Source organism: Neorhizobium sp. USDA 3394 (assembly GCF_056280385.1).
This window is the reverse complement of the sequence record NZ_JBWCDU010000001.1, coordinates 916039-937411: the sequence shown is the minus strand read 5'-3', so window position 1 is coordinate 937411 and position 21373 is coordinate 916039. Positions and strand designations below refer to the sequence as shown.

The 21373-nt window shown below is 62.8% G+C and carries 20 protein-coding genes and 1 pseudogene; 8 read left to right on the top strand and 13 right to left on the bottom strand.

All coding sequences use genetic code 11. The features are described from left to right. Window positions 1-26: 26 nt before the first annotated feature. Both der and ACZ9EJ_RS04340 read right to left on the bottom strand, forming a co-directional pair. Complete coding sequence (gene der / locus ACZ9EJ_RS04345) at window positions 27-1448, bottom strand: ribosome biogenesis GTPase Der (protein ID WP_046638949.1); 1422 nt, start codon at window positions 1446-1448, stop codon at window positions 27-29. Window positions 1449-1479: 31 nt separating this feature from the next. Then, window positions 1480-2151, bottom strand: coding sequence for a tetratricopeptide repeat protein (locus tag ACZ9EJ_RS04340; protein WP_046638948.1), 672 nt, complete (start codon window positions 2149-2151; stop codon window positions 1480-1482). 265 nt (window positions 2152-2416) lie between these two features. On the opposite strand from ACZ9EJ_RS04340, the gene ACZ9EJ_RS04335 reads away from it, so the two are divergent. Then, window positions 2417-3403: a polysaccharide deacetylase family protein gene (locus tag ACZ9EJ_RS04335; protein ID WP_046638947.1), complete on the top strand. Its 987-nt coding sequence runs from the start codon at window positions 2417-2419 to the stop codon at window positions 3401-3403. A gap of 618 nt (window positions 3404-4021) precedes the next feature. On the opposite strand, the gene sbmA is transcribed toward ACZ9EJ_RS04335, so the two are convergent. Further along, window positions 4022-5293 carry a peptide antibiotic transporter SbmA gene (gene sbmA, locus ACZ9EJ_RS04330; RefSeq protein WP_046638946.1) on the bottom strand — a complete coding sequence of 424 codons (1272 nt, stop codon included), beginning with the start codon at window positions 5291-5293 and terminating at the stop codon, window positions 4022-4024. A gap of 129 nt (window positions 5294-5422) precedes the next feature. Beyond that, window positions 5423-6601 (bottom strand): YbfB/YjiJ family MFS transporter, encoded by a 1179-nt coding sequence (locus ACZ9EJ_RS04325; RefSeq protein ID WP_046639284.1) that lies wholly within the window; start codon window positions 6599-6601, stop codon window positions 5423-5425. 202 nt (window positions 6602-6803) lie between these two features. On the opposite strand from ACZ9EJ_RS04325, the gene ACZ9EJ_RS04320 reads away from it, so the two are divergent. Continuing rightward, on the top strand, window positions 6804-7019 hold the full coding sequence (locus ACZ9EJ_RS04320) for a hypothetical protein (RefSeq protein WP_046631286.1): 216 nt from the start codon (window positions 6804-6806) through the stop codon (window positions 7017-7019). Window positions 7020-7066: 47 nt separating this feature from the next. Here the strand turns inward: ACZ9EJ_RS04320 and map are convergent. Beyond that, a pseudogene (gene map, locus ACZ9EJ_RS04315) lies at window positions 7067-7823 on the bottom strand (type I methionyl aminopeptidase). Between the two features lie 69 nt (window positions 7824-7892). Continuing rightward, the gene (locus ACZ9EJ_RS04310) at window positions 7893-8936 is read right to left on the bottom strand and encodes an LLM class flavin-dependent oxidoreductase (protein WP_046639283.1); all 1044 of its coding nucleotides are present in this window, start codon (window positions 8934-8936) and stop codon (window positions 7893-7895) included. A gap of 252 nt (window positions 8937-9188) precedes the next feature. Here ACZ9EJ_RS04310 and ACZ9EJ_RS04305 point away from each other — a divergent pair, with 252 nt between their 5' ends. Then, complete coding sequence (locus tag ACZ9EJ_RS04305; protein WP_046631290.1) at window positions 9189-10553, top strand: GGDEF domain-containing response regulator; 1365 nt, start codon at window positions 9189-9191, stop codon at window positions 10551-10553. A gap of 122 nt (window positions 10554-10675) precedes the next feature. On the opposite strand, the gene ACZ9EJ_RS04300 is transcribed toward ACZ9EJ_RS04305, so the two are convergent. Beyond that, the gene (locus ACZ9EJ_RS04300) at window positions 10676-11146 is read right to left on the bottom strand and encodes an SRPBCC family protein (RefSeq protein ID WP_046638944.1); all 471 of its coding nucleotides are present in this window, start codon (window positions 11144-11146) and stop codon (window positions 10676-10678) included. 152 nt (window positions 11147-11298) lie between these two features. On the opposite strand from ACZ9EJ_RS04300, the gene ACZ9EJ_RS04295 reads away from it, so the two are divergent. Further along, window positions 11299-11598: a DUF1905 domain-containing protein gene (locus ACZ9EJ_RS04295; RefSeq protein ID WP_046638943.1), complete on the top strand. Its 300-nt coding sequence runs from the start codon at window positions 11299-11301 to the stop codon at window positions 11596-11598. A 178-nt stretch (window positions 11599-11776) separates the two neighbouring features. Here ACZ9EJ_RS04295 and ACZ9EJ_RS04290 read toward each other — a convergent pair whose 3' ends face one another. The 3 genes from ACZ9EJ_RS04290 to ACZ9EJ_RS04280 all read right to left on the bottom strand — a co-directional run bounded on the left by ACZ9EJ_RS04290 (window position 11777) and on the right by ACZ9EJ_RS04280 (window position 14353). Further along, entirely contained in the window at window positions 11777-13030 is a 1254-nt protein-coding gene (locus tag ACZ9EJ_RS04290) for an RNA polymerase sigma factor (RefSeq protein WP_046638942.1), read from the bottom strand. Continuing rightward, a complete protein-coding gene (locus tag ACZ9EJ_RS04285) occupies window positions 13027-13416 on the bottom strand; it encodes a YciI family protein (protein ID WP_046638941.1) in 390 nt (129 codons plus the stop codon). The genes ACZ9EJ_RS04290 and ACZ9EJ_RS04285 overlap by 4 nt, the downstream gene beginning before the upstream one ends. A gap of 73 nt (window positions 13417-13489) precedes the next feature. Beyond that, window positions 13490-14353, bottom strand: a complete 864-nt coding sequence (locus ACZ9EJ_RS04280) for a helix-turn-helix domain-containing protein (RefSeq protein ID WP_046631301.1) — start codon at window positions 14351-14353, stop codon at window positions 13490-13492. 135 nt (window positions 14354-14488) lie between these two features. Between ACZ9EJ_RS04280 and ACZ9EJ_RS04275 the strand changes: the two genes are divergently transcribed. The 4 genes from ACZ9EJ_RS04275 to ACZ9EJ_RS04260 all read left to right on the top strand — a co-directional run bounded on the left by ACZ9EJ_RS04275 (window position 14489) and on the right by ACZ9EJ_RS04260 (window position 17164). Then, a complete protein-coding gene (locus ACZ9EJ_RS04275) occupies window positions 14489-15349 on the top strand; it encodes an N-acyl homoserine lactonase family protein (protein ID WP_046638940.1) in 861 nt (286 codons plus the stop codon). Between the two features lie 85 nt (window positions 15350-15434). Continuing rightward, a complete protein-coding gene (locus ACZ9EJ_RS04270; RefSeq protein ID WP_046638939.1) occupies window positions 15435-16142 on the top strand; it encodes a glutathione S-transferase N-terminal domain-containing protein in 708 nt (235 codons plus the stop codon). Window positions 16143-16188: 46 nt separating this feature from the next. Further along, window positions 16189-16644, top strand: coding sequence for a GFA family protein (locus ACZ9EJ_RS04265; protein WP_046639282.1), 456 nt, complete (start codon window positions 16189-16191; stop codon window positions 16642-16644). Window positions 16645-16735: 91 nt separating this feature from the next. Next, on the top strand, window positions 16736-17164 hold the full coding sequence (locus ACZ9EJ_RS04260; RefSeq protein ID WP_046638938.1) for a VOC family protein: 429 nt from the start codon (window positions 16736-16738) through the stop codon (window positions 17162-17164). A 54-nt stretch (window positions 17165-17218) separates the two neighbouring features. Here the strand turns inward: ACZ9EJ_RS04260 and ACZ9EJ_RS04255 are convergent, their stop codons facing one another. The 3 genes from ACZ9EJ_RS04255 to ACZ9EJ_RS04245 all read right to left on the bottom strand — a co-directional run bounded on the left by ACZ9EJ_RS04255 (window position 17219) and on the right by ACZ9EJ_RS04245 (window position 21165). After that, window positions 17219-18493, bottom strand: a complete 1275-nt coding sequence (locus ACZ9EJ_RS04255; protein ID WP_046631517.1) for a D-alanyl-D-alanine carboxypeptidase — start codon at window positions 18491-18493, stop codon at window positions 17219-17221. Between the two features lie 119 nt (window positions 18494-18612). Then, a complete protein-coding gene (glpK, locus tag ACZ9EJ_RS04250; protein WP_046638937.1) occupies window positions 18613-20106 on the bottom strand; it encodes a glycerol kinase GlpK in 1494 nt (497 codons plus the stop codon). Window positions 20107-20238: 132 nt separating this feature from the next. Beyond that, window positions 20239-21165 (bottom strand): manganese catalase family protein, encoded by a 927-nt coding sequence (locus ACZ9EJ_RS04245; protein ID WP_046638936.1) that lies wholly within the window; start codon window positions 21163-21165, stop codon window positions 20239-20241. Window positions 21166-21373 lie beyond the last annotated feature (208 nt).

Sequence of the window (21373 nt, the reverse complement as noted above, 5' to 3'; positions counted from 1 at the left end):
AGCAGCCAAACGAGGGCCGCAAACCCCTACCGCTTCTTCTTGCGCCCCTCGAACGGGTTCTCACCCGCCTTGAAATGCATGCGGATCGGCACGCCCGGGATATCGAAATCGGCGCGCAAACCGTTGATCAGGTAGCGGATATAACTTTCCGGCAGCGCGTCCGGCCGGGTGCAGGACACCATGAAGGCCGGCGGGCGGGCTTTCACCTGGGTCATGTATTTGAGCTTCAGGCGGCGGCCGGAGACGGCCGGTGGCGGGTGCTGGGTCTGCACGCCGTCGAGCCAGCGGTTGAGCCTGGCCGTCGAGATGCGCTTGTTCCACACCTTGTCCGTGTCGATGATGCTCTGCATCAGCTTGTCGAGCCCGTAGCCCGTCTGGCCGGAAATGGGCACGGCGCGAAGCCCCCGCGCCTGCGGCAACAGTCGCTCGGTCTTTTCGCGCAGATCCGCGAGCACCGCCTGGGTGTCCTCGACGAGGTCCCACTTGTTGAAGGCGAGCACCGCGGCCCGGCCTTCGCGCAGCACCAAGTCGACGAGCTGCAGGTCCTGTTTTTCGAACGGAATGGTCGCGTCGAAAACGATCACCACCGCTTCGGCGAACCGGATCGAGCGCAGCGCATCCGCAACCGAGAGCTTTTCGAGCTTCTCCTGGACGCGGGCCTTCTTGCGCATGCCGGCGGTGTCGAACATCTTGATGGTGCGGCCGCGCCATTCCCATTCGACCGAAATGCTGTCGCGGGTAATGCCCGCTTCCGGTCCGGTCAACAGCCGGTCCTCGCCGAGAAACCGGTTGATCAGCGTCGACTTGCCGGCATTCGGGCGGCCGATAATGGCGACGCGCAGCGGCTTGGTCTCGTCGTATTCCGGCTCGGCCTCGTCCTCATCCGCAAAATCGGAATCGCGGACGTCGATATTGGTCTCCGCCTCATCGACCTCTTCTGGAAACGCCCGCTCCTCGCCGAGCGCCTCGACGATCGCGTCGCGCAGGTCGATCATGCCCTGGCCGTGCTCGGCGGAGATCGGCACCGGTTCGCCCAAGCCCAGCGTGTAGGCGTCATAGAAACCGGCGTCGGAACCACGCGCTTCCGACTTGTTGGCGACCAGCACGACCGGCTTGCCGCTGCGGCGCAGGAGCTCGCCGAACGTCTTGTCGAGCGGCGTCAGGCCCGACTTCGCATCGACCACGAACAGCGTCAGGTCGGCGTCGTCGACCGCGGCCTCGGTCTGGGCGCGCATCCGGCCTTCGAGCGTCTCCGGCCCCGCCTCTTCGAGGCCGGCGGTATCGATGATCGTGAATTTCAGGTCGATAAGCTTCGCGTCGCCCGGTCGGCGGTCACGGGTGACGCCCGGCGTGTCGTCGACAAGCGCCAGCTTCTTTCCAACCAGGCGATTGAAAAGCGTGGACTTGCCGACATTCGGGCGTCCGACGATGGCGACGGTGAAGCTCATTCTGTATCCTTAAAGCCCTGGGCGAAAACCGTCAGGGCGCCTTGCCGGAAGAGGTGATGTTGTCGAGCATGATCTGCGCGCGGTTGGCGACGTTGCGCGGCGCAGAGGCATCATTGGCGATCTGCTGGAACCATTCCTTGGCCTGCGCGATATTGCCGGCCTTGTAGGCGGCAAGACCAAGCGCCTCGCGGGCGGAATTGGCAAGCGGATTGGCGGGCACCGCCATCGGCTGCACTTCGGCGGCCACCTGTTCGTAGGTGCCGTTGTCGATCAGCAGCCAGGCGGCGCGCATCCGGGCGAGGTCGCGCATCGACTGCGGCGCCTTGGCATCCTTGCCGACAGCCGAGAAGGTGGCGATCGCGCCGGCCGTGTCGCCCTTGGACTGCTGCACCGAGCCGGCACGCAGCTTGGCGAGCACGGGATAGGCACCGGTTCCATCCTTTTCGAGCGCTTCGAAGGCGGCGAGCGCCTCGTCGTTCTTGTTGTCCGAGGCAAGCTTCAAAGCCGCCAGGAAACGGTCGCCGGATTGCGAGGAATTATGCGTGTCCCAGTATTCGTAACCGCGATAGGCGGCCGTACCGACGACGATCAGCACAGCAACCGCGATCACGACCCTGCCGTAACGCTGCCATGCACCCCTGAACTGATCGGAGCGAAGTTCCTCGTTCACTTCGCGAATAAAACTGTCGTCGTCCTGCGCCATCAAAGTCTCCGGCCCAACCGGCCCATCATGCGGAAAAGCGCCTTCTAGCCTATTTTCCCGGAGATGTAAGGCCCCCCTTAACGCCTGTCGCGCAAAAGTGGCCGCCGGTTTTGCAAAGGCGGCAAGCGCATAACGAAAAACATACCCCGTGAACGCTGTTTGGCGGCCTTCCGGCGGGAATTCGCACTTAAACCCAACCGCTCAAAGCTTTGCCTTATTCAGCGGCCACAAAGCCGGCTGCCCTTTGCCATGATTCAGGTGCCTGATGCGTTCGCTTGCCCTTTCCCTCGCCCTCTGTCTTCTCGCCGCCCCTGTCGCGGCGGATGCCGCGGACAAGCCGAAACAGTTGCTGATAGTCTCCTTCGACGGCGCCGGCGCCAACAATCTCTGGCAGCGCAGCCGCGATCTCGCCCGGCGCACCAATGCCCATTTCACCTATTTCCTCTCCTGCACGCTGGTGATCGAGCGCGCCAACGCCAAAAGCTATCAGGGGCCGAACGAGAAGCCGGGCAAATCGAATATCGGATTTGCCCAGACGGCGGCCGAGGCTCGCGAAAGGCTCGGTCACATCTGGCAGGCGCATCTGGAGGGCCACGATCTTTCCAGCCATACCTGCGGCCATTTCGACGGAAAGGATTGGACGGCCGCCGATTGGACCGCCGAGTTCAACACCTTTCGCGATGTGCTGACCAATGCCTGGAAGACGTCAGGCGCCGCATCGCAGGAGCCCGCCGGCTGGAAGGATTTCGTCGCGACCGGTATCACCGGCTTCCGCGCGCCCTATTTTTCCGTCAGTCCCGGCCTGGTCGAAGCCGAAAGGCGGGCAGGCATCCGCTATGACGCCAGCCTCGTCACCAAGGGACCGATGATGCCGGAGGAAAAGGCCGGCCTCATCCGCTTCGGCCTGCCGCTTATCCCGGAAGGCCCGTCCAACCGGCCGATCATCGCCATGGACTACAACCTCTTCATCCGCCATTCCGGCGGCATCGACAATCCGAGCAGTTCCGCCGAATTCGAGGACCGCGCCTACTCCGCCTTCAAGGCCGCCTTCGACAAGGAATATGACGGCGACCGCATCCCCCTCCAGATCGGCCTGCATTTCGTCGAGATGAACGGCGGCGCCTATTGGAGGGCGATGGAACGGCTGGTCACCGAAGTCTGCGCGACAGAGGACGTTGCCTGCGTCAGTTATTCGGAGGCGATCAGGCTGATCCGCGAACGCGAGAAACCGCGGGTGGCGTCGGGGCTGTAAAGTTTCGATTGACCTGGGAGTTTTGCGTAAAAACCCCTCCCGGCCTGCCGGCCACCCTCCCCACAAGGGGGAGGGATATATGCGGCACGCTCGCCGCTCCAAAAACGTACCCCCTATCATTCACCGAAACGATCACCACGATGATCGTGGGGAAGATGGAGTGCGGTGACATGCGCTATTTGGCGCCGACATCGCCGCGGGTCTCCCTCCCCCTTGTGGGGAGGGTGGCCGGCAGGCCGGGAGGGGTCTTTGCCGGGGACGATTTCCCCCACCCACAAAAAACGCCCCAACCTCATCAACCCCTTACCAGCATTCACGTCCCCTTCCATCCCCGGCGATCCGAAGCCGCTCCATAATCGCCCCCGTCATCGGATGGGAAACCGGGTTCGCGAACCGGCATTCTCCATCAAGGGTTTTCGGACCCCGGTTTCCGATGATGGCTGTCGAACGTGGTCGAACGGGAACTGACAAAACCCGGAAGCTGCAAGAACCAGTCGGGGCAGGCAAAACCAACTACCTCCCGCATACCCGATACCGCCTGCCCCTTCCCAAAAACAGAACCGCGCCGGACAAGACGCCCGGCGCGGCCAAAACTGCTGTTCCAACCTGTTGACGAAATCAGTATGGGCGGTCGGCCGCAAGTTCGCCGGCTTCGGCTTCCCGCTCCAGGTAGTGCTGGTCGATGGTCGGCAGCGGCTGATCGTCGATGGCCGCTTCGAAGGCCTTGAGGCGCTTGTGAATGGAGAGCAGTTCGATGATCGTCGTCCAGGAATTGACCAGATACTGAAACGAGTTGCTCACCTGGCCGAAGGCGGTGGCGATCTGCTGATAGATACCATAGGTGATCTTGCCCGCGACGATCGTCGGCACCAGCATCAGCAGCAGGAACACGGCGTCGGCCTGGATGTAGAAATAACGCGCCACGTTGAAATAGAGATAGTGGAAGTACATGCGGAAATAGTTCCTCCGCACGTTGCTGTAGAGCTCCCGGATGGTCGCCGGCTGGGCGCGGTCGGCATGGTCCTCGCCATAGACCAGTTCCTTGCGGTAGGCTGCCTCCACGCGCTGGTTGCGGAAGTTCAGCCCCGGCAGCTTGACCCCGACGGTCGCCAGAAGGACCGTGCCGAAGGCCGACCAGAAGATCGCCAGCCAGAACAGCGCATGCGGTACCTCACCGATCAGCGGCAATTCGGAAACGTAGCCCGACAGCGCGAACAGGATCGGCAGGAAAACGACCAGCGTCATCACCGCATTGATCAGGTTGATGCCGAGGCCCTCGAGCGTTGCGGAAAACCGCATCGTATCTTCCTGGACACGCTGGGACGCGCCTTCGATATGGCGCAGCTTTTCCCACTTCGACATGTAGAAGTCGTTCATCGCCGTGCGCCAGCGGAAGATGTAGTGGCTGGTGAAAAAGTCCGTCAGGATCGAGACGGCCATGCTGAGGAAGACGATCTGGGCGAAGACGATCTGAAGATCGTAGAAGTTCCAGGCGGTAATACCCGGCTGCTTGGAAAGCGCATTCTGCAGCAGATCGCCGAACGGTCGACGCCAGTTGTTGATCACCACCGAAACCTGCACCCCGAAATAGGTCACCGCGATGATTAGCAGCGACCCCCAGATCGACCAGCTTTTCCAGGGATGATCCTTGGCAATCACGGTCCAGATACCGCCGAAAAGCCCAAGGCAGACCGCCAGATACGCGTAGAACCAAAGGTTCGCCGGCACCAGGAAATAGGAAAGATCGTAGGGTTCTTGCTCCGGCATCACATATCCGAGTGACGCGCCAAGACCCTCGAAGACGAAATACCAGGCCAGGATGGTAACGATGGCCCAAACGACGCCGGACAGGAAGAACGGCTTGGGCCGGGGAAAGAAGGAATGGAACACGGAGCTTTGGCTTTCCTGAGTTCGAGTCGGCAGGATGTCGGAAACGACTGTTGAGCCGGAAACTAAGGCAGTTCCAAGAGAGCGGCAATGGCCCCGTCATTTTGTTACGCAATTGTAACCGCGGGATTATTAGGAAGCGCTGCGCGCAACCGGGAGTGCGAGCAGGACGCAGACGACAAGAGCCGCCGCCGCGATCAGCGTCGGGGCGACAAAGCTGCCGCCGCTTGCTTCAGCGATCCAGCCGGCCGCAAGCGGTCCGATGATCTGGCCGGTGCCGAAGGCCGCGGTGGCGGAGGCGAGCGCGCGGCGCGGGCTTTCCGGCGAGAGTTTCCGGCCGATCTGCAGCCCATAGGCGGTGATCACCATGAACGTGACGCCGAGCAGCAGCCCTCCGACAAGCGCCCCGGCGGTCGGCGGCAGCACGACCGAGCCGAGCACCCCGACCATCTGCAGCCCGAGCGCGGCGGTATAGGCCTTGGCGAGCCCGAAGCGGTTGACCACCGGCCGCCACAGGATCAGCGAGACGGCGGCCGCCGAACCGGTCAGGAACCAGGCGAGGAATTCGACGACCGGGCCGGCATTGCCGATCCGCGCGATGGTGACGAGGAAGGTCGCGGTGATCACGTAGCCGAAGCCGAACAGGCCGTAGGAGGCGGTCAGCAGCACGAGCGGCCTGCGCCATTTGAGCGGCGGCTCGAACGTCGAGCCGGTGCCGATCGCCTGTTTCGGCAGGATCCAGGCGACCACACCGAGCACGACGAGCACGATCGCCGCACCGGCGAGCCAGTTCATGCGCCATCCATGTGCGCCATCGCCGGCCATCGCGTTGACGAGGAAGACCAGCGCCGAAGACAGCGCGATCCCGAGCCCGACACCGCCGAAATGCAGGACGTTCACATTGTCGCGGCCGACCGCATAGGGCAGCACGATCGACGAGGTGAAGATCATCGCAAGCGCGCTCGCAAGGCCTGCCATGAACCGGATGACGATGAAGGCTACGACGGACTCGGTCGCCGCCATGGCAGCGAGCAGGATCGCGGTCGCCAGAAGCCCGCCGAGCGCCACATTGCGCTCGCGCCCGGCCGCCCAGCCATAAGCCGAGAGGATCGCGCCGGCGAGGTAGCCGGCGAAATTGCCCGCGGCGATATAACCTGCGTCGGCTGCCGAGAGCGGGATGCCCGTCATCATCCCGGGCAGGATCGGCGTGTAGAAGAAACGCCCGAAACCCATCGCCGCCGCCATGGCGATCGAGCCGGCAAAACCGATCAGCAGGGGGCGGTGCGAATAACTCGTATTGATCTGCAGCATGACGCGGTTATCGCAGCCGCGCCCGGTCGCGGCAAATGAGGAATTTTCATTGCAGCGATGCACCGGAATGATGGATCGGTATGCAAGCGATCGTGCATGTGCCGCGACGATTTGGTGCAGCGCAAGACCGAAACCGTCTTGCTGCTGACATGAAAGAGAGCCAATCTCCGAGCCATCGCCATCGGGGCGCGGAGGCATGCGCATGGAACATGACCTGACCCTATCCGAAGTACTCGTCGATCCGTTGATCACCCAGCTTCGCCAGGCCGACGCTGTCGGTTACGCCGCTTTTGCACAATTGCTGCAGAGCGCGGCCCGCGTCCATACGCGCCAGATGCTTGGAAACCTTCAGAGCGAGCGTACCGACGCCTTCTATCGTCGTGTCGATGCGGCGTCTGGCGGCAACAAACACAACTGACCGATCTTCCGTAACGGCAGTCTTTTCCGTAACGGCAGAGGTCTCCCTCAATCGGCCAAGGTCAGGATCAGCGGTCCGTTGCGGGTCGCGACGATCGTATGCTCGTATTGCACGGTAGGTGCCTTGGGATCGCTGTAGAGCGTCCAGGGATCGCCATTGCCGCCGTCCTCGGCCCAGTTGGCGCCCAGCGACAGGAACGGCTCCACGGTGAAGACCAGCCCGTCTTCCATCGAGCGCGTCTCGTGACGGTCCGGCCAGGTCGGGATTTCCTTCGGCTCGTCATGCAGCGTCAGCCCGATGCCGTGGCTCGAAAGATTGGTGATCAGCGTATAGCGGTTCTTCTTGGCGAAGGTCCCGATCGCATTGCCGATGCCGGACAGCGGCTTGCCGGCCCTTCACCTGCTGCAGCCCGGTCCAGAGTGCCCGGCGCCCGTCGCGGCAGAGTTTTTCGATCTCGCGCTTGACCGGGGGAACGGCGTAGGAGGAGCCCGTATCGCCGAAGAAACCGTCCTTGACCGCCGACACGTCTATATTGACGAGGTCGCCCGCCTGGATCACCCGGTCGCCCGGAATGCCGTGGGCAACTTCCTCGTTGACGCTGATGCAGGTGGCGCCCGGGAACTGATAGCAGGTCTCCGGCGCCGATTGCGCGCCGTTGTCCTCCAGGAATTTGCGGCCGATCGCGTCGAGCTCGCGGGTGGTGATGCCCGGTTCCAGCGCCTTCGCCATCATCTCCATCGCCTGCGCGCAAAGCCTGCCGATATCCTTCAGCTTGGCCAGTTCGTCTTCGGTGGAGATAACCATGGTCTGCTTTTCGTCCTAATACGTCAGAAATCGATCAGGCGGCCGGTTTCGCGCCATCGGCCGAGCCCGTCAATTCTTTTCTGACGTCCCCAGTTCTTTTCTGACAAGCGGCGCCACTTTCGTGCCGTAGAGTTCTATGCCGCGCATCACCTGGGCGTGCGGCATCGGGCCGATCGCCATCTGCAGCAGGAACCGGTCCATGCCGAACACCTGATGCGCCGCGATGATCTTTTCGGCCACCAGTTCCGGCTCGCCGAGGAAGAGATTGCCGAGCTTCGAGCGCGCCTCGTCGAAATGCGCCCGGTTGGTCGGTCCCCAGCCGCGTTCGCGGCCGATGCGGTTCATCACCTCCGCCTGCGGGCCGTAGAACTGGTCGGCGGCCGCTTCCGTCGTATCGGCGATGAAACCGTGCACGTTGATGCTGGTCTTCAGCCTGGCCGGATCCTGGCCGGCGCGGCGGGCAGCCTCGCGGTAGAGGTTGAAGAAGGGCGCGAAACGCGGATATTCGCCGCCGATGATGGCGACCGCGAGCGGCAGGCCCATGGCCCCTGCCCGCGCTACCGATTGCGGCGTGCCGCCGACGGCGATCCAGATCGGCAATTCCTTCTGCAGCGGACGCGGATAGACGCCGCGGCCGTTGATCGGCGCCCGCTTCTCGCCCTTCCAGGTGACGATCTCCTCGTCGCGGATGGCAAGCAGCAGGTCGAGCTTTTCGGTGAACAGCTCATCGTAGTCGCCAAGGTCGTAGCCGAACAGCGGATAGGACTCGATGAACGATCCGCGGCCCGCCATGATTTCCGCTCTCCCATTCGAAATGAGATCGACGGTCGAAAATTGCTGGAAGACGCGCACCGGATCGTCGGACGAGAGCACCGAGACGGCGCTGGTCAGCCGGATGTTTTTGGTGATCGCCGCAGCCGCGGCAAGCACGGTCGACGGCGACGAGACCACGTAGTCCGGGCGGTGGTGTTCGCCAAGCCCGAACACGTCGAGCCCCACCTGATCGGCAAGCGCGATCTCTTCCAGGAGATCCTTGATGCGCCTGGCACCTTCCGCACCCTTGTCCAGTGCTGCGGCATCGACATCGCCAAAAGTATGAAGCCCGAGTTCCATCTTGCAAAAATCCATTCGTTGATGCCCGTCAGATAGTTATCGGGCGCGTCCGGCGCAAATGCTAATCTTTCGAAGGAAACGTTCGATGGAATGGATGGGTCGGGTCCGACGGGCGTCGCCTGCGCCCAGACTTGGCAACCTCCACGGGACTACGAAATATCAGGCACAAACATAGGTTCAGTTTCTAAGAGAATGGTAATCCATCTGGCATATTCTTCGCGGCCAACAGGAACAACAGTTTAGGCAAACCGAATGAATGACGGCACCGGAAAGCGGCCGGACTTGGACGTTCCGAACCTGCAATCATCGAATGACATCCTTATCGTCGAGGATTCCGCCGCCCTTTCGGCTCTGCTGCGGCAGCGGCTCGAACGGGAGACGACCGGCAGAACCTTTTGCTGCGCGAGCCTGGAACAAGCCCGCATGCTGCTGGCGGGGCAAAAGTTCACCCTGGCCCTGACGGGCCTCAACCTGCCTGATGCGCCCAATGGCGAGATCCTCGCCCTGCTTGCAGAATACGCGATTCCGACCATCGTCTTCACGGCAACCTCCGAGACGGACGCTACGATCCGCTACACCGAGCGGAAGATCATCGACTATATCGTCAAGAGCGACAACAGGACGGTCGACACGGTTGTCAAGACCGTAAACCGCATCCTGACCAACAGCGCCTTTTCCGTTCTGGTCGTCGATGACGCGAGATGGGCCCGCTCCGGTCTGGTCGAGATCATGCAGCGGCAGAACTTCCGTGTCCTCGAAGCGCTTTCCGGCAAGGAGGCACTGGACATGCTTGACCAGAATCCATCGATCGAACTGGTCATCACCGACTACAACATGCCCGACATGGACGGACATGAACTCACGAGGCGCATTCGCGCAACCCGGCCTTCGGACGAACTGCGCATCATCGGGGTTTCGTCTTCGTCCGACCGCGGCCTGTCGGCGAGCTTCCTGAAGGCCGGCGCGTCGGACTTCATCTACCGTCCCTTCGTTCCCGAAGAGCTGCAATGCCGCATCGACAACAATGTCGAAACGCTGACCCAACTGAAGCGGCTGCGTTACCTGGCGGAACGAGACCATCTGACGGGTCTTGCAAACCGCCGCTTCTTCTTCGAGAAGAACCCGGCCCTCAAGCCCGCACCGGCAAACGACGCGGTCGCGATCCTCGACATAGACCATTTCAAGTCGGTCAACGACACCTACGGCCACGAGGCCGGCGACCAGGTGCTGAAGCGGCTTGCCGGCATCCTGAGCGAGATGACCGTGGACAGGCGATATCTCGCCGCCCGCCTCGGCGGCGAGGAGTTCGCGATCTACATGAAGGATACCAACGCCTTCCAGGCCCATTCGTTCTGCGAGGAGATGCGCGCCCGCATCCAGGCCACCAGCATCCCGGTGCAGGACAAGAGCATATCGGTGACGATCTCGATCGGCGTCATGGAAATGGAGGAGCGCGAGAGCTTCGGCAACCAGCTCAACGCCGCCGACCAGCTTCTCTACATGGCGAAAAAGAACGGCCGCAACCGCGTCTATTCAAGCCTGACGATACCGGAAGCGCTGATCCCGCAGCCGCAGGAACCCCGCACCCGAGTGACCCGGCGCCCCGGCACCAGGTAACTTGCCAAACGACGTTCCGAATCCGTTTTCAAGGACTTCGGGCGGCTTTTTGAATCGATGCAGAAAGCGTCCCGAAGCGGGAAAAGAACCGCCCGAGCCTGACCCCGGGCGGCCCTCCTGCTTCAGAACGTCCTGGCGACCTGTTCGAGTTGGCCGGCGACGATGCCCCAGCCTTCCTCGAAGCCCATCTGCTGATGAGCGTTCTTGTCTTCCTCCGTCCAATGATAGGCCGTCGCGGTATATTTCGTGCGGCCGTTGCCAAGGTCTTCGAATTCGACGACCGCGGTCATGAACGGCTTTTCCGACGGCACCCAGGCGCTCGTATAGGCGTCGGTGAAGACCAGCTTCCTGTTCGGCACGACTTCCAGGTAGATCCCGTAATTGGGAATCTTCTCGCCGTTCGGCCCTTCCATCATGATGAAGCTCGATCCACCGGCCCGCAGGTCCATCCTGGCTTCGGTCACCTTCCACGGAAGCGGGCAGAACCATTCGCCCATGCGTTCGGGCGTGGTCCAGGCCTTGTAGAGCTTGTCGGCCGGAACGTCCATTTCGCGGACGATCTGCAGGGCGTGCTTGGCGGTATGGGCGGTCATTGTCTGTCTCCATTGAGGTTTCACGAAACATCTGATCCGATGTTGAACCCAGGACGTGTGGCGAGCACGATATCCGACAAGTGTCATGGAATTTTTTCGGCTCATGGGCCAAATATTCTCGGTGACGGGATGGCAGGCATCGGGAGGGAACCGTGACCGAGTTCAGATTCGCGGCTGAAATCATCCATTGGCGTGGACCCTCGCCCTTCTTCTTCGCGCCGCTTCCCCTGGACCAAGCCGAGGAAATCAGGCGACTGTCGAAGCTTCTCACCTATGGCTGGGGCGTGATCCCAGTCGACGCGACGATCGGCGGCGTTTCGTTCTACACCTCGCTGTTTCCGAAGGACGAGACCTATCTGCTGCCGCTGAAGGATGCGGTGCGGAAAAAGACCGGTATCACGGCGGGGGATATGATTTTCGTCGAGATGGCACTACGGCCGCCGCGGCGGTAGCGGAGGGCATTGCCTATGGAACGTGGGGCGGTGCGTGGAGCCCCTCCCCCTTGTGGGGAGGGGTTGGGGAGGGGTCTTCACTCCGCATCAAAACCCCTCCCGCTTGCCGGCCACCCTCCCCACAAGGGGGAGGGTTAAGAATGCCGCACCGCCTCACGTTTCATATGCAATGCCCGCCCTACACCGCCGGCGGCGTCACCGCGCCGAGCTTGTCGATCTGCTGGCGGATATGGGCGCATTCGGCCGGCGAGTTGGCAAGCGCGATAGCCCGGTCGAAGGCTTCGCGGGCTTCGGGCCTGCGACCTGCCTGCATCATCAACCCGCCCTTGACCCCGTGGAAATAGAAATAGCCGTCGAGCTTTTCGGCAAGCGGCGCGATCATCTCGAGTGCCGCCTCCGGCCCTTCGAGCTTGGAGACCGCGACGGCCTTGTTGAGCGTCACTACCGGCGACGGCTGGATGCGCTCCAGGAGGCCGTAGAGCATGGTGATCTCCTGCCAGTCCGTCTCCTTCGGCGTCGGGGCGCGGGCATGCAGCGCCGAGATCGCCGCCTGGACCTGGTAGGGACCGGGCTTGCGGTGCCGGATCGCCTTGTCGAGCAGTGCCAGGGCCTCGTTGATCAGCCTGCTGTCCCAGCGGCCGCGGTCCTGGTCCTCGAGAAGCACGATCTGGCCGTTGGTGTCGATGCGCGTTTTGGCGCGTGAATGCTGCAGCAGCATCAGCGCCAGCAGCCCCATGATTTCCGGCTCGGCCGGGAAGATGCGCAGCAGCAGGCGCGCGAGCCGAATCGCCTCGTCGCAGAAGGCGGCGCTGTCGGGATTGGTGATGCCGGCGGAATAGCCTTCGTTGAAGACGAGATAGATCATCGCCGAGACGATGCCGAGACGCTCCGCCCGTTCCGCCGGCCCCGGCGTCTCGAAGGGCACGCCGGCCTTGGCGACACGCGCCTTGGCGCGGGTGATGCGCTGTTCCATGGCGCTGTCGCCGACCAGGAAGGCGCGGGCGATCTGGGCGACGCTGAGGCCCGAGACGATCCTGAGTGCCAGCGCGATCTGCTGGGTCGCCGGCAGGTCCGGATGGCAGCAGATGAACATCAGCCGCAGGATGTCGTCGCGGTAGTGGGAATTGTCGAGCCGGTCGGCCATGTCGCCTTCGGCATCGGACAGATCGGAGAAGGCTTCCTCCTCCGGCAATGGATCGTTCTTGGAGCGCTTGCGGACCGCGTCGATGCCGCTGTTGCGGCCGACGAAGATCAGCCAGGCGGCCGGATCGCGCGGCGGCCCCTTGTCCGGCCAGGTCCGGATGGCGCGCAGGCACGCCTCCTGGAAGGCCTCTTCCGCGGTATCGAGATCGCGGAAATAACGAAGGAGCGCACCGAGCGCCTGCGGCCGGGCGGCCGTCAGGGCAAGCTCGATCCAGGCAATATCTGTCATGTCTTGGTCTCGCTATGTTTGATCTCTCCGGGACGGAAAACGAGGAAGGGCCGGATTTCATAGGAACTGGAGCCGGGATTGACCGCGGACAGCGCCTTCGAGAAGGCGACCGCTTCTTCCAGCGTCTCGACGTCGAGCGTGTAGAAACCGAGCAGCACTTCCTTGGTTTCCGCAAACGGACCGTCGAGCACCAGCGGTTCGTGGCTGCCTTTCCGCACGGTGGTGGCCGCCGTCGTCGGCATCAGCCGTCCGACCGGGCCGAGCTTGCCGGCCTCAGCATAAGGCGTCTGCACCTCGATGAGCTTCGCCATGACGGCTTCCTCTTCCTCCCTGGACCAGGCGAAGACGGTTTCCTCGTGGGCGTAGCAAAGGATGGCGTAAAGCATGCGTAGCTCCTTCTCCTAATGAAGACGAAGGATTAACGCGGGTGCCGACAGGGCGCAGCAAATTTTTGATGGATCAGCGCCGCCCGGTGGGGCTGGTGCCGAACGTTTCGCGGAAACGGCGCGAGAAATGCGACCGCGACGCATAACCGGCGGCCTCAGCCGCAGCGATGCTGGAGGCGCCCGAGGATATCGCGTTCTGCCCCGCCTTCAGCCGCTCCCGGCGCAGGATGGCCCGGAACGAGGCGCCCTCTAAGGATAGCCGACGTCGCAACGTCGAGGCGCCGATCCCCAGCTGTTCCGCAACGTCGGCAACGCTCCAGGGCTCGGAGGGTGCGGTAGCGATCAGCCAGGCGATCTCCTCCGAAAGGCTCTGGCGGAACAGCATCCGCGCTTCCGGCAGCGGCCGCAGCAGGGCCAGGACCTCGGTCATGCGCAGCCGCTTGATCGTCTCGCCGATCGTGCCGTCGGCAATCGTGGTTGCCGCATGGCAGAGCGCTTCCACCAGATCCTCGCTGAGCGGCAGGCCGAATGAACCCGCCTCGCCGCCTTCCATTCGCTCCGTTGCCGAAAGCGGCGCAATCCCCTCCGGCAGCGATGGAACGTCGAGCCGCAGCGCGACATAGAGGCCGTTGGTTTCGTCCGGTATGTTGACGACATCCATCGGCACTCCGCCGGGCAGGACGAACACCGACCCGGCCGGAAAGACCTGCGTCCGGTCGCCGAGCCAGACTTCCTTCTGGCCGTGGAGAACGATGCAGACCATCGGGCAGTCCAGTTCCAGCGCCTTCACCTTTTCCCGGTCGAAACAGCAATAGATGAACAGCTGCTCGGCATAGGCGTTCATGCCGGGCTCGAGCTTGCCTGCCACCATCGGGCGCAGGCGGTCGAGCAGACGGCGGGAAAAATCGGGAAAGCGCTGGGTGACGATCAGGTTCATGGCCGCAGTATAGCGCAGGATGCGAAACGAAAAACATGCCTGGTGAGCGTTTCGGGCTCAAGCCGGTAAAAATCCGGCACGGACGGATGACGGAAAGTGGGCAGAAGGCGGTGACTTCAACCGAGGAGATTTTTAATGAAGACCTTCGCCACTCTTTCCACCCTGGGCACGTCCCTTGTCGCCGCTGGCGCCGCCCTGTTTGCATTCTCCGCCCCTGCCCATGCCGCAGCCGATCTCGAACTCTGGCGGCTCGATTGCGGCTCGGTCGTGGTCAAGGACCTATCGTTCTTTTCCGATACGTTCGCTTATAAAGGGGAAAGCCGCACCCTGACCGACAGCTGCTACGTGATCCGCCACGGCGCGGACTACCTGCTCTGGGATACCGGCCTGCCGGCAGCCCTGATCGGCAAGGCGCCGGACCTCGCCCAGCCGCTGGCACCGTCGCTCACCGTCGACATCCCGACGCAGCTCGCAAAGATCGGCCTCAAGCCGGACCAGATCGGCCTCGTCGGCATCAGCCACAACCACTTCGACCATCTCGGCCAGGCGACGACCTTCCCGAAGGCGACGCTGATGATCGGCGCCGGCGACTGGGAAAGCCTGCACGAAAATCCCCTGCCCTTCGGCGTCATGCCGGCGCTCGTCCAGCCCTGGATGGACGGCAAGGCGAAGGTGGACCCGGTCTCGGGCGACCGCGACGTGTTCGGCGACGGTTCGGTGACGATGCTGGCAATGCCCGGACACACCAAGGGCGAGACGGCGCTTCTCGTCAAACTGCCACAGAGCGGACCGGTGCTGCTCTCCGGCGACGTCGTGCATTTCGAAGAGCAGATCGCCAATAACGGCGTGCCGCCCTTCAACATCGACCGGGCCGAAAGCCTCGCCTCGATGGAGCGTTTGAACCGGATCGCCAAGCAACTGAACGCAAAGCTGGTCGTCCAGCACGATGCAAACGATATCGGCAAGCTGCCGGCTTTCCCGGCCAGCGCCCGCTGACTTCGATGAGATCGCCACTGGCGCATCGCGCGCCGGTGGCTATATTCCGCGGGAACAAAAACTCTGCCTCCCAAGGAACCCCTACATGGCCGATCTGTCCGCCTTCCCGATCACGTCCAAATGGCCCGCCGAAAACCCGGACGTGCTGCAGCTCTATTCGACGCCGACGCCGAACGGCGTGAAAGTGTCGATCATGCTGGAAGAGATCGGCCTCCCCTACGAGCCGCATTTCATCAATATCGGTGCCGACGAGACCTGGGGTCCGGAATATCTGTCGCTCAACCCGAACGGCAAGATCCCGGCAATCCTCGATCCGCATGGCCCCGGCGACAAGCCGCTGGCGCTGTTCGAGAGCGGAGCCATCCTGATCTATCTCGCCGAAAAGACCGGCAAGCTGATCTCATCCGATCCGGCCAAGCGATACGAGACGATCCAGTGGGTGATGTTCCAGATGGGTGGCCTGGGGCCGATGTTCGGCCAGCTCGGCTTCTTCCACAAGTTCGCCGGCAAGGACATCGAGGACAAGCGCCCGCGCGACCGCTACGCCAAGGAATCGCACCGCATCATCCGCGTGCTCGAAACCCGGCTTGAGGGCCGCGACTGGATCATGGGCGACGAATATTCGATCGCCGACATCGCCATGCTCGGCTGGGTCCGCAACCTGATCGGCTTCTACGGCGCCGGCGAACTCGTCGAATACGACCAGCTGAAGCGCGTGCCGGAATGGCTGGAACGCGGCCTCGCAAGGCCCGCCGTCCAGCGGGGCTTGGATATTCCGAAGCGCCCGGCCTGATCAAACACCGCAAGCGGCCCTAGTTCATGGGGAGATGGAGGTAAAGATGCCCAAGCTCACTCTCCCCATGCAGGGCGGCTGCCGTTGCGGACAGGTACGTCTGAAGATCAGCGCACCGCCGATCCTGACCATGGCCTGCCACTGCACCGGCTGCCAGAAGATGAGCGCCAGCGCCTTCTCGCTCTCCGCCGCAATCCCCTCTCAAGGTTTCGAGGTGACGCAAGGCGAGCCGGTGATCGGCGGCTTGCATGGCGACAACGCCCATCACTACCACTGCCCGCATTGCAAGAGCTGGATGTTCACCAGGCCGGAAGGCATGGACTGGTTCGTGAACCTGCGTCCGACCATGCTCGACGATGCGCGATGGTTCGTGCCCTTCATCGAGACATATACGTCTGAAAAGCTGCCCTGGGCGACCACGCCTGCCGTATACTCCTACGAGACGTTCCCGCCCATGGAGGCCTATGAGGACCTGGTGAAGGAATTTGCGGGGCGGGACTGATTTTTTCGTCGCGCCTGTCGGTATCCCAATTCCTCCTTCGTCCTTGTGTCGTCCGGCATGGACGAGAACGACCCGAACAGGAGGGAAAATCATGGATACGAGTGCCCAGACGAACGACAACCAGGCAGCTTCACCCGTCCGCGGCGGCGTGGTCGCCTATCTTCAGGTCGACGGTGCGATGAAGGCTGCCGAGTATTACAAAAAGGCCCTCGGCGCCGAGATCGAGTCCTTTCATCCGGTGGATGACAAGGGCCGCACGATGCACATTCATCTCTATGTCAACGGCAGTTCGGTGATGCTCTGCGATCCCTATCCGGACTACGGCCACCCGCTCGAAAAGCCGCAGGCCTTCACCATGATGCTGCCGGTCGATGACATCGATTTCTGGTGGAAACGCGCGGTCGATTCCGGCATGACGGTGGAGACGGAGCTGCAGGTAATGTTCTGGGGCGACCGCTACGGCCAGGTCCGCGACCCGTTCGGCGTCGCATGGGCTATGAACGCCCCGGTCAAGGGCTGAACCAGCTGCGAAACCAGCACGCCGCCGGTGATCCCGGCGGCGGACGTTATCGGCCTACCGCACCACGAAACAGGTGATCGCCTTGGCCTGCAGGGCCGAGCAGGCGCGCGTCGCGGCGTCGCCATCGGCAAAACCGGCGAAACGGGCGCGGAAGATTTCCTTGCCGCCTTCGGCATAACTTTCGACGCTCGGCGCAACACGGCCGTACCCTTGAGCGAGCAGCGGCATTGCCTTTTCGAGCAGCGCGGATGCCTGATCTCGGCTGGCGGCTGCGGCGATCTGGATGCGCCAGAGCGACCCGGCCGGCTGCGGCGGTGCCATTGTCTGAGACGACGCGGTCCGGGATGGCGCAGTCGGGGCCGGCGCAGTGTTCGGAACAGTGGCCCGGGGCGTTGCATAAAGATTGGCGAGCGCAGTCTTGGGCGCAACGCCGAGCGTGATCTCCTTGCGCGGAGAAGGCGTCGCGAAGGCGAGCGGCAGCGTGTCTTCGGCCGGCCGTTTCTGCGTCTCGAACGCCACCAGACCGCCGGACGCCGCATTGTTGCCGGGTACGTAGCGATCGAGCAGCGCCGCCATCTGGTCGTCGCGCTTGCGGGCGCTCTTGCCGCCCATGACGACGCCGATCACCCGCCGGCCGTCGATGGTGACGGCACTGGCAATATTGTAGCCGGAAGCGTTGGTAAAGCCGGTCTTGACGCCGTCCATGCCGGGATAGCGGTACATGAGGTTGTTGTGGCCGCGCAGGCGCTTGCCCCGGAACTCCATGTTCCTGGCTGAAAACAGCTGGTATTCCCGGGGAAAGTCGCGGATGAGCGCAAGAGCCAGCTGGGCCATGTCCCGTGCCGTGGTCACCTGGGAGGCATCCGGCAGGCCCGATGCATTGCGGAACACGGTACGGCTCATGCCGAGCGCGCGGGCCTTCCTGGTCATCATCTCCCCGAAACGGTCTTCCGAACCGCCGAGATAGTCGCCCATCGTCGCCGCCGCGTCATTGGCCGAGCGCACGATCATGCCGTTGACGGCCTCTCGCACGGTAATCGTCCGGCCGGCGGGCACGCCGAGCTTGGAGGGGATCTTGGACGCGGCATTCGGCGTCATGGGGATGTCCTGGTCCCATTTGAGGCGACCCTCGCGCAGCGCCTCGAAGGTCATGTAGAGCGTCATCATCTTGGTGAGCGACGCGGGGTGGTTGATCTCGTCGGCACTCTCCGACGCCAGAACCTTGCCGCTCTTCACATCGTAGATGAAATGGGCATAACCGGCCTCGGCCGTGCCGCCGACCGCCAGAGAGGCGCCGAGCACCAAGAGGAAAGCCAAAATCTGCTGAATTCGAAACATGCCGCCCTCTCTAAGTCGCCGGCGAAGATAAGGCAACGAACATGGTGCGAAAATGACGCATTGCGGATTTAAATCTAATTTTAACAAGATGGTTAATTGAAAATAAGGACTTAGGCATTTGTCAGCGTTCTCCTGACCGCATCCTTCCAGCCGCGAATCTTCGCAGAACGCGTCTTTTCGTCCATCTGCGGCTCGAATCGCCGCTGCCGCGCCCAGCTTTTCGCGAACGCCTTCTGGTCGGGCCAGACGCCCGCCTTCGAGCCGGCGAGCCAGGCGGCGCCAAGCGCCGTCGTCTCGAGGATGGTCGGCCGGTCGACGGGGGCGTCGAGGAGATCGGCGAGCCGCTGCATCGTCCAATCGGAGGCGACCATGCCGCCGTCGACACGCAGCACCGTGCTGCTGTTGGCGTTGCGCCAGTCCTTCTGCATCGCGTCGTAGAGGTCGCGGGTCTGGTAGCAGACCGCCTCCAGCGCGGCACGCGAGATTTCCGCCGGGCCGGTCGCGCGCGTCAGGCCGAACATGGCGCCGCGCGCCTCCGCATCCCAGTAGGGTGCGCCGAGCCCGGTAAAGGCGGGCACCAGGTAAACTTCCTGCTGAGGATCGGCTTCTTCCGCCAACTCCCCGGTTTGACTCGCTTTCTCGATGATGCCGAGCCCGTCGCGCAGCCATTGCACGGCGGCACCGGCGATGAAGATCGAACCTTCGAGCGCATAGGTCGTCTCGCCGTTCAGGCGGTAGGCAATGGTGGTCAGCAGCCGGTTCCTGGAGCGGACCATGTCGGCTCCGGTATTCAGTACTGCAAAGCAGCCGGTGCCATAGGTGGATTTCATCATGCCCGGTTCGAAACATGCCTGGCCGATGACCGCCGCCTGCTGGTCGCCCGCGACGCCGAGGATGGGAATCGCCGCGCCGAACAGGCTTTCGTCGGTGATGCCGAAGTCGTCGGCGCAATCCTTGACCTCCGGCAGCATGGCGGCGGGAATGCGCAGGATTTCGAGAAGATCCTCGTCCCAGCAATTATCGGCGATGTTGTAGATAAGGGTGCGCGAGGCATTGGTCGCATCGGTGACGAAGCTTTTTCCCCCGGTCAGGCGCCAGATCAGGAACGTGTCGATCGTGCCGAAGCAGAGCTCGCCCTTGGCCGCCCTCGCCCGCGCGCCCTTCACGTTGGCGAGCATCCAGGAAAGCTTGGTGCCGGAAAAATAGGGATCGAGCAGCAGGCCGGTGCGGCGGGTGAACAGCTTTTCGAGGTCCTGGCGCTTCAGCTTCTCGCAATAGCTGGCGGTGCGGCGGTCCTGCCAGACGATGGCGTTGTGGATCGGTTTGCCGCTTTCGCGCTCCCAGACGACGACCGTCTCGCGCTGGTTGGTGATGCCGATCGCGGCAATCTCGGAGGCCTTGAGCTTGGCTTCCTTCAACGCCTGCTTGACGGCCCACAGAACGGTTTCCCAGATCTCCTCCGGATCATGCTCTACCCAGCCGGATTTCGGAAAAATCTGGGTGAATTCCTTCTGGCCGATCCCGGCAATCCGCATGTCGCCGTCGAACACGATCACCCGCGTCGAAGTCGTCCCCTGATCGATCGCCAGAACATAACCCGCCATGCCGCTCCTCCCAGTCCATGCAATGCGCCCGCACGGTTTGAGCAGAAGGAGCGGAAAGGGTCAACGGAAATGGCGGTCTTTGAAATGGGGGCACGCTGTTTGCGTGCCCCCGGCAGAGGTCATCGGCAGAGGTCAACGCGATTTTTTGTAAAGCTTCTGGGCGATCTCGAACATCTCCTCCGGCGCGTAGTCCGGCGTGAATGCGGAGGGCACTCCAACGAGCTGATGGATCTTGCCGCCCTCCGGCATGCCGTCGACGACTTCAAGCTCGCCCGGAGGATCGAGCGGAAGGGCGACTTCGCCATTGCCCCAGATGCCCGCCATTTCCTTGTAGTCGCTCGGGCTGAAGGTATAGAGGCGACGATGCGAACCCTCGTCCAGATACTTCTGGCATTCGGGGATATTGCCGAGCGGGATGTTGGGGGTCGGCAGGAACTTCTTGATGTCGACGCCGGTGACCTTTTCGAGTGCAAGCGCATAGGCGTGCGCGTGGACCGAGCCACGAACGAGAAGGTAACCGCAGACTTCGCGGCCTGTCGGATCCGTCAACGTTTCATAGACGCGCAGCTTGTGGAGCCGGGCTCCGCATTCCAGGTGGAAATTGTGGAGCAGATCGACCACGACGTTGCCCGTCGTGGTGATGAAGTCGTTGTTCCAGGACACGCCGTTGCTGTTGACCGGCATCGCGCCGCCGGCCCCGGAGAGGAAGGCGGCCGCAAGGCGAATGTCCTTCATATCCTCGAAAGGCGCTCCGGAAATGTCGCCGCCGTCTCCGGCATCGCCGTCGGGAATGTCAGGGCCGTTGTTGAGCATCGCCACGCCGTTGCTGACAAGCTCGACATGGCCGAGTTCCTCGGCCGTGATGCTGGCCACGAGACTGTAGAAAGGACGCAGCTTCTCCTTGGAGCGAAAATTGAAGCTCTGGAACATATAGTTCCCGAGCGTGGACATTTCCCCGTATTTACCGCCCAGGAGCTCCTGGAGGGCAGCGGCCGCATTGGGATCGGCCCGCTTGGGCGCAGGAAGCTCCGCCTGCAGCTTGTCGACGCGCATGAACATTGAGTAGTCCTTTCGTTGGAAGATATTGTCGAACCGGGCGCTTGCTCGAATGTTCCCCGCCATCTCAACGAAAGGCTGCTTTGGCCCGCAAGGCTCTCGGGACGGTCGACGATGCCGATTGCCATCCCGCGGAATTTGCGCATAACCTGCCGTGATCATCGCGGCGCACAAGAACGCCGCCCGAGAAGGCTGGATCGCAGGGAGATTG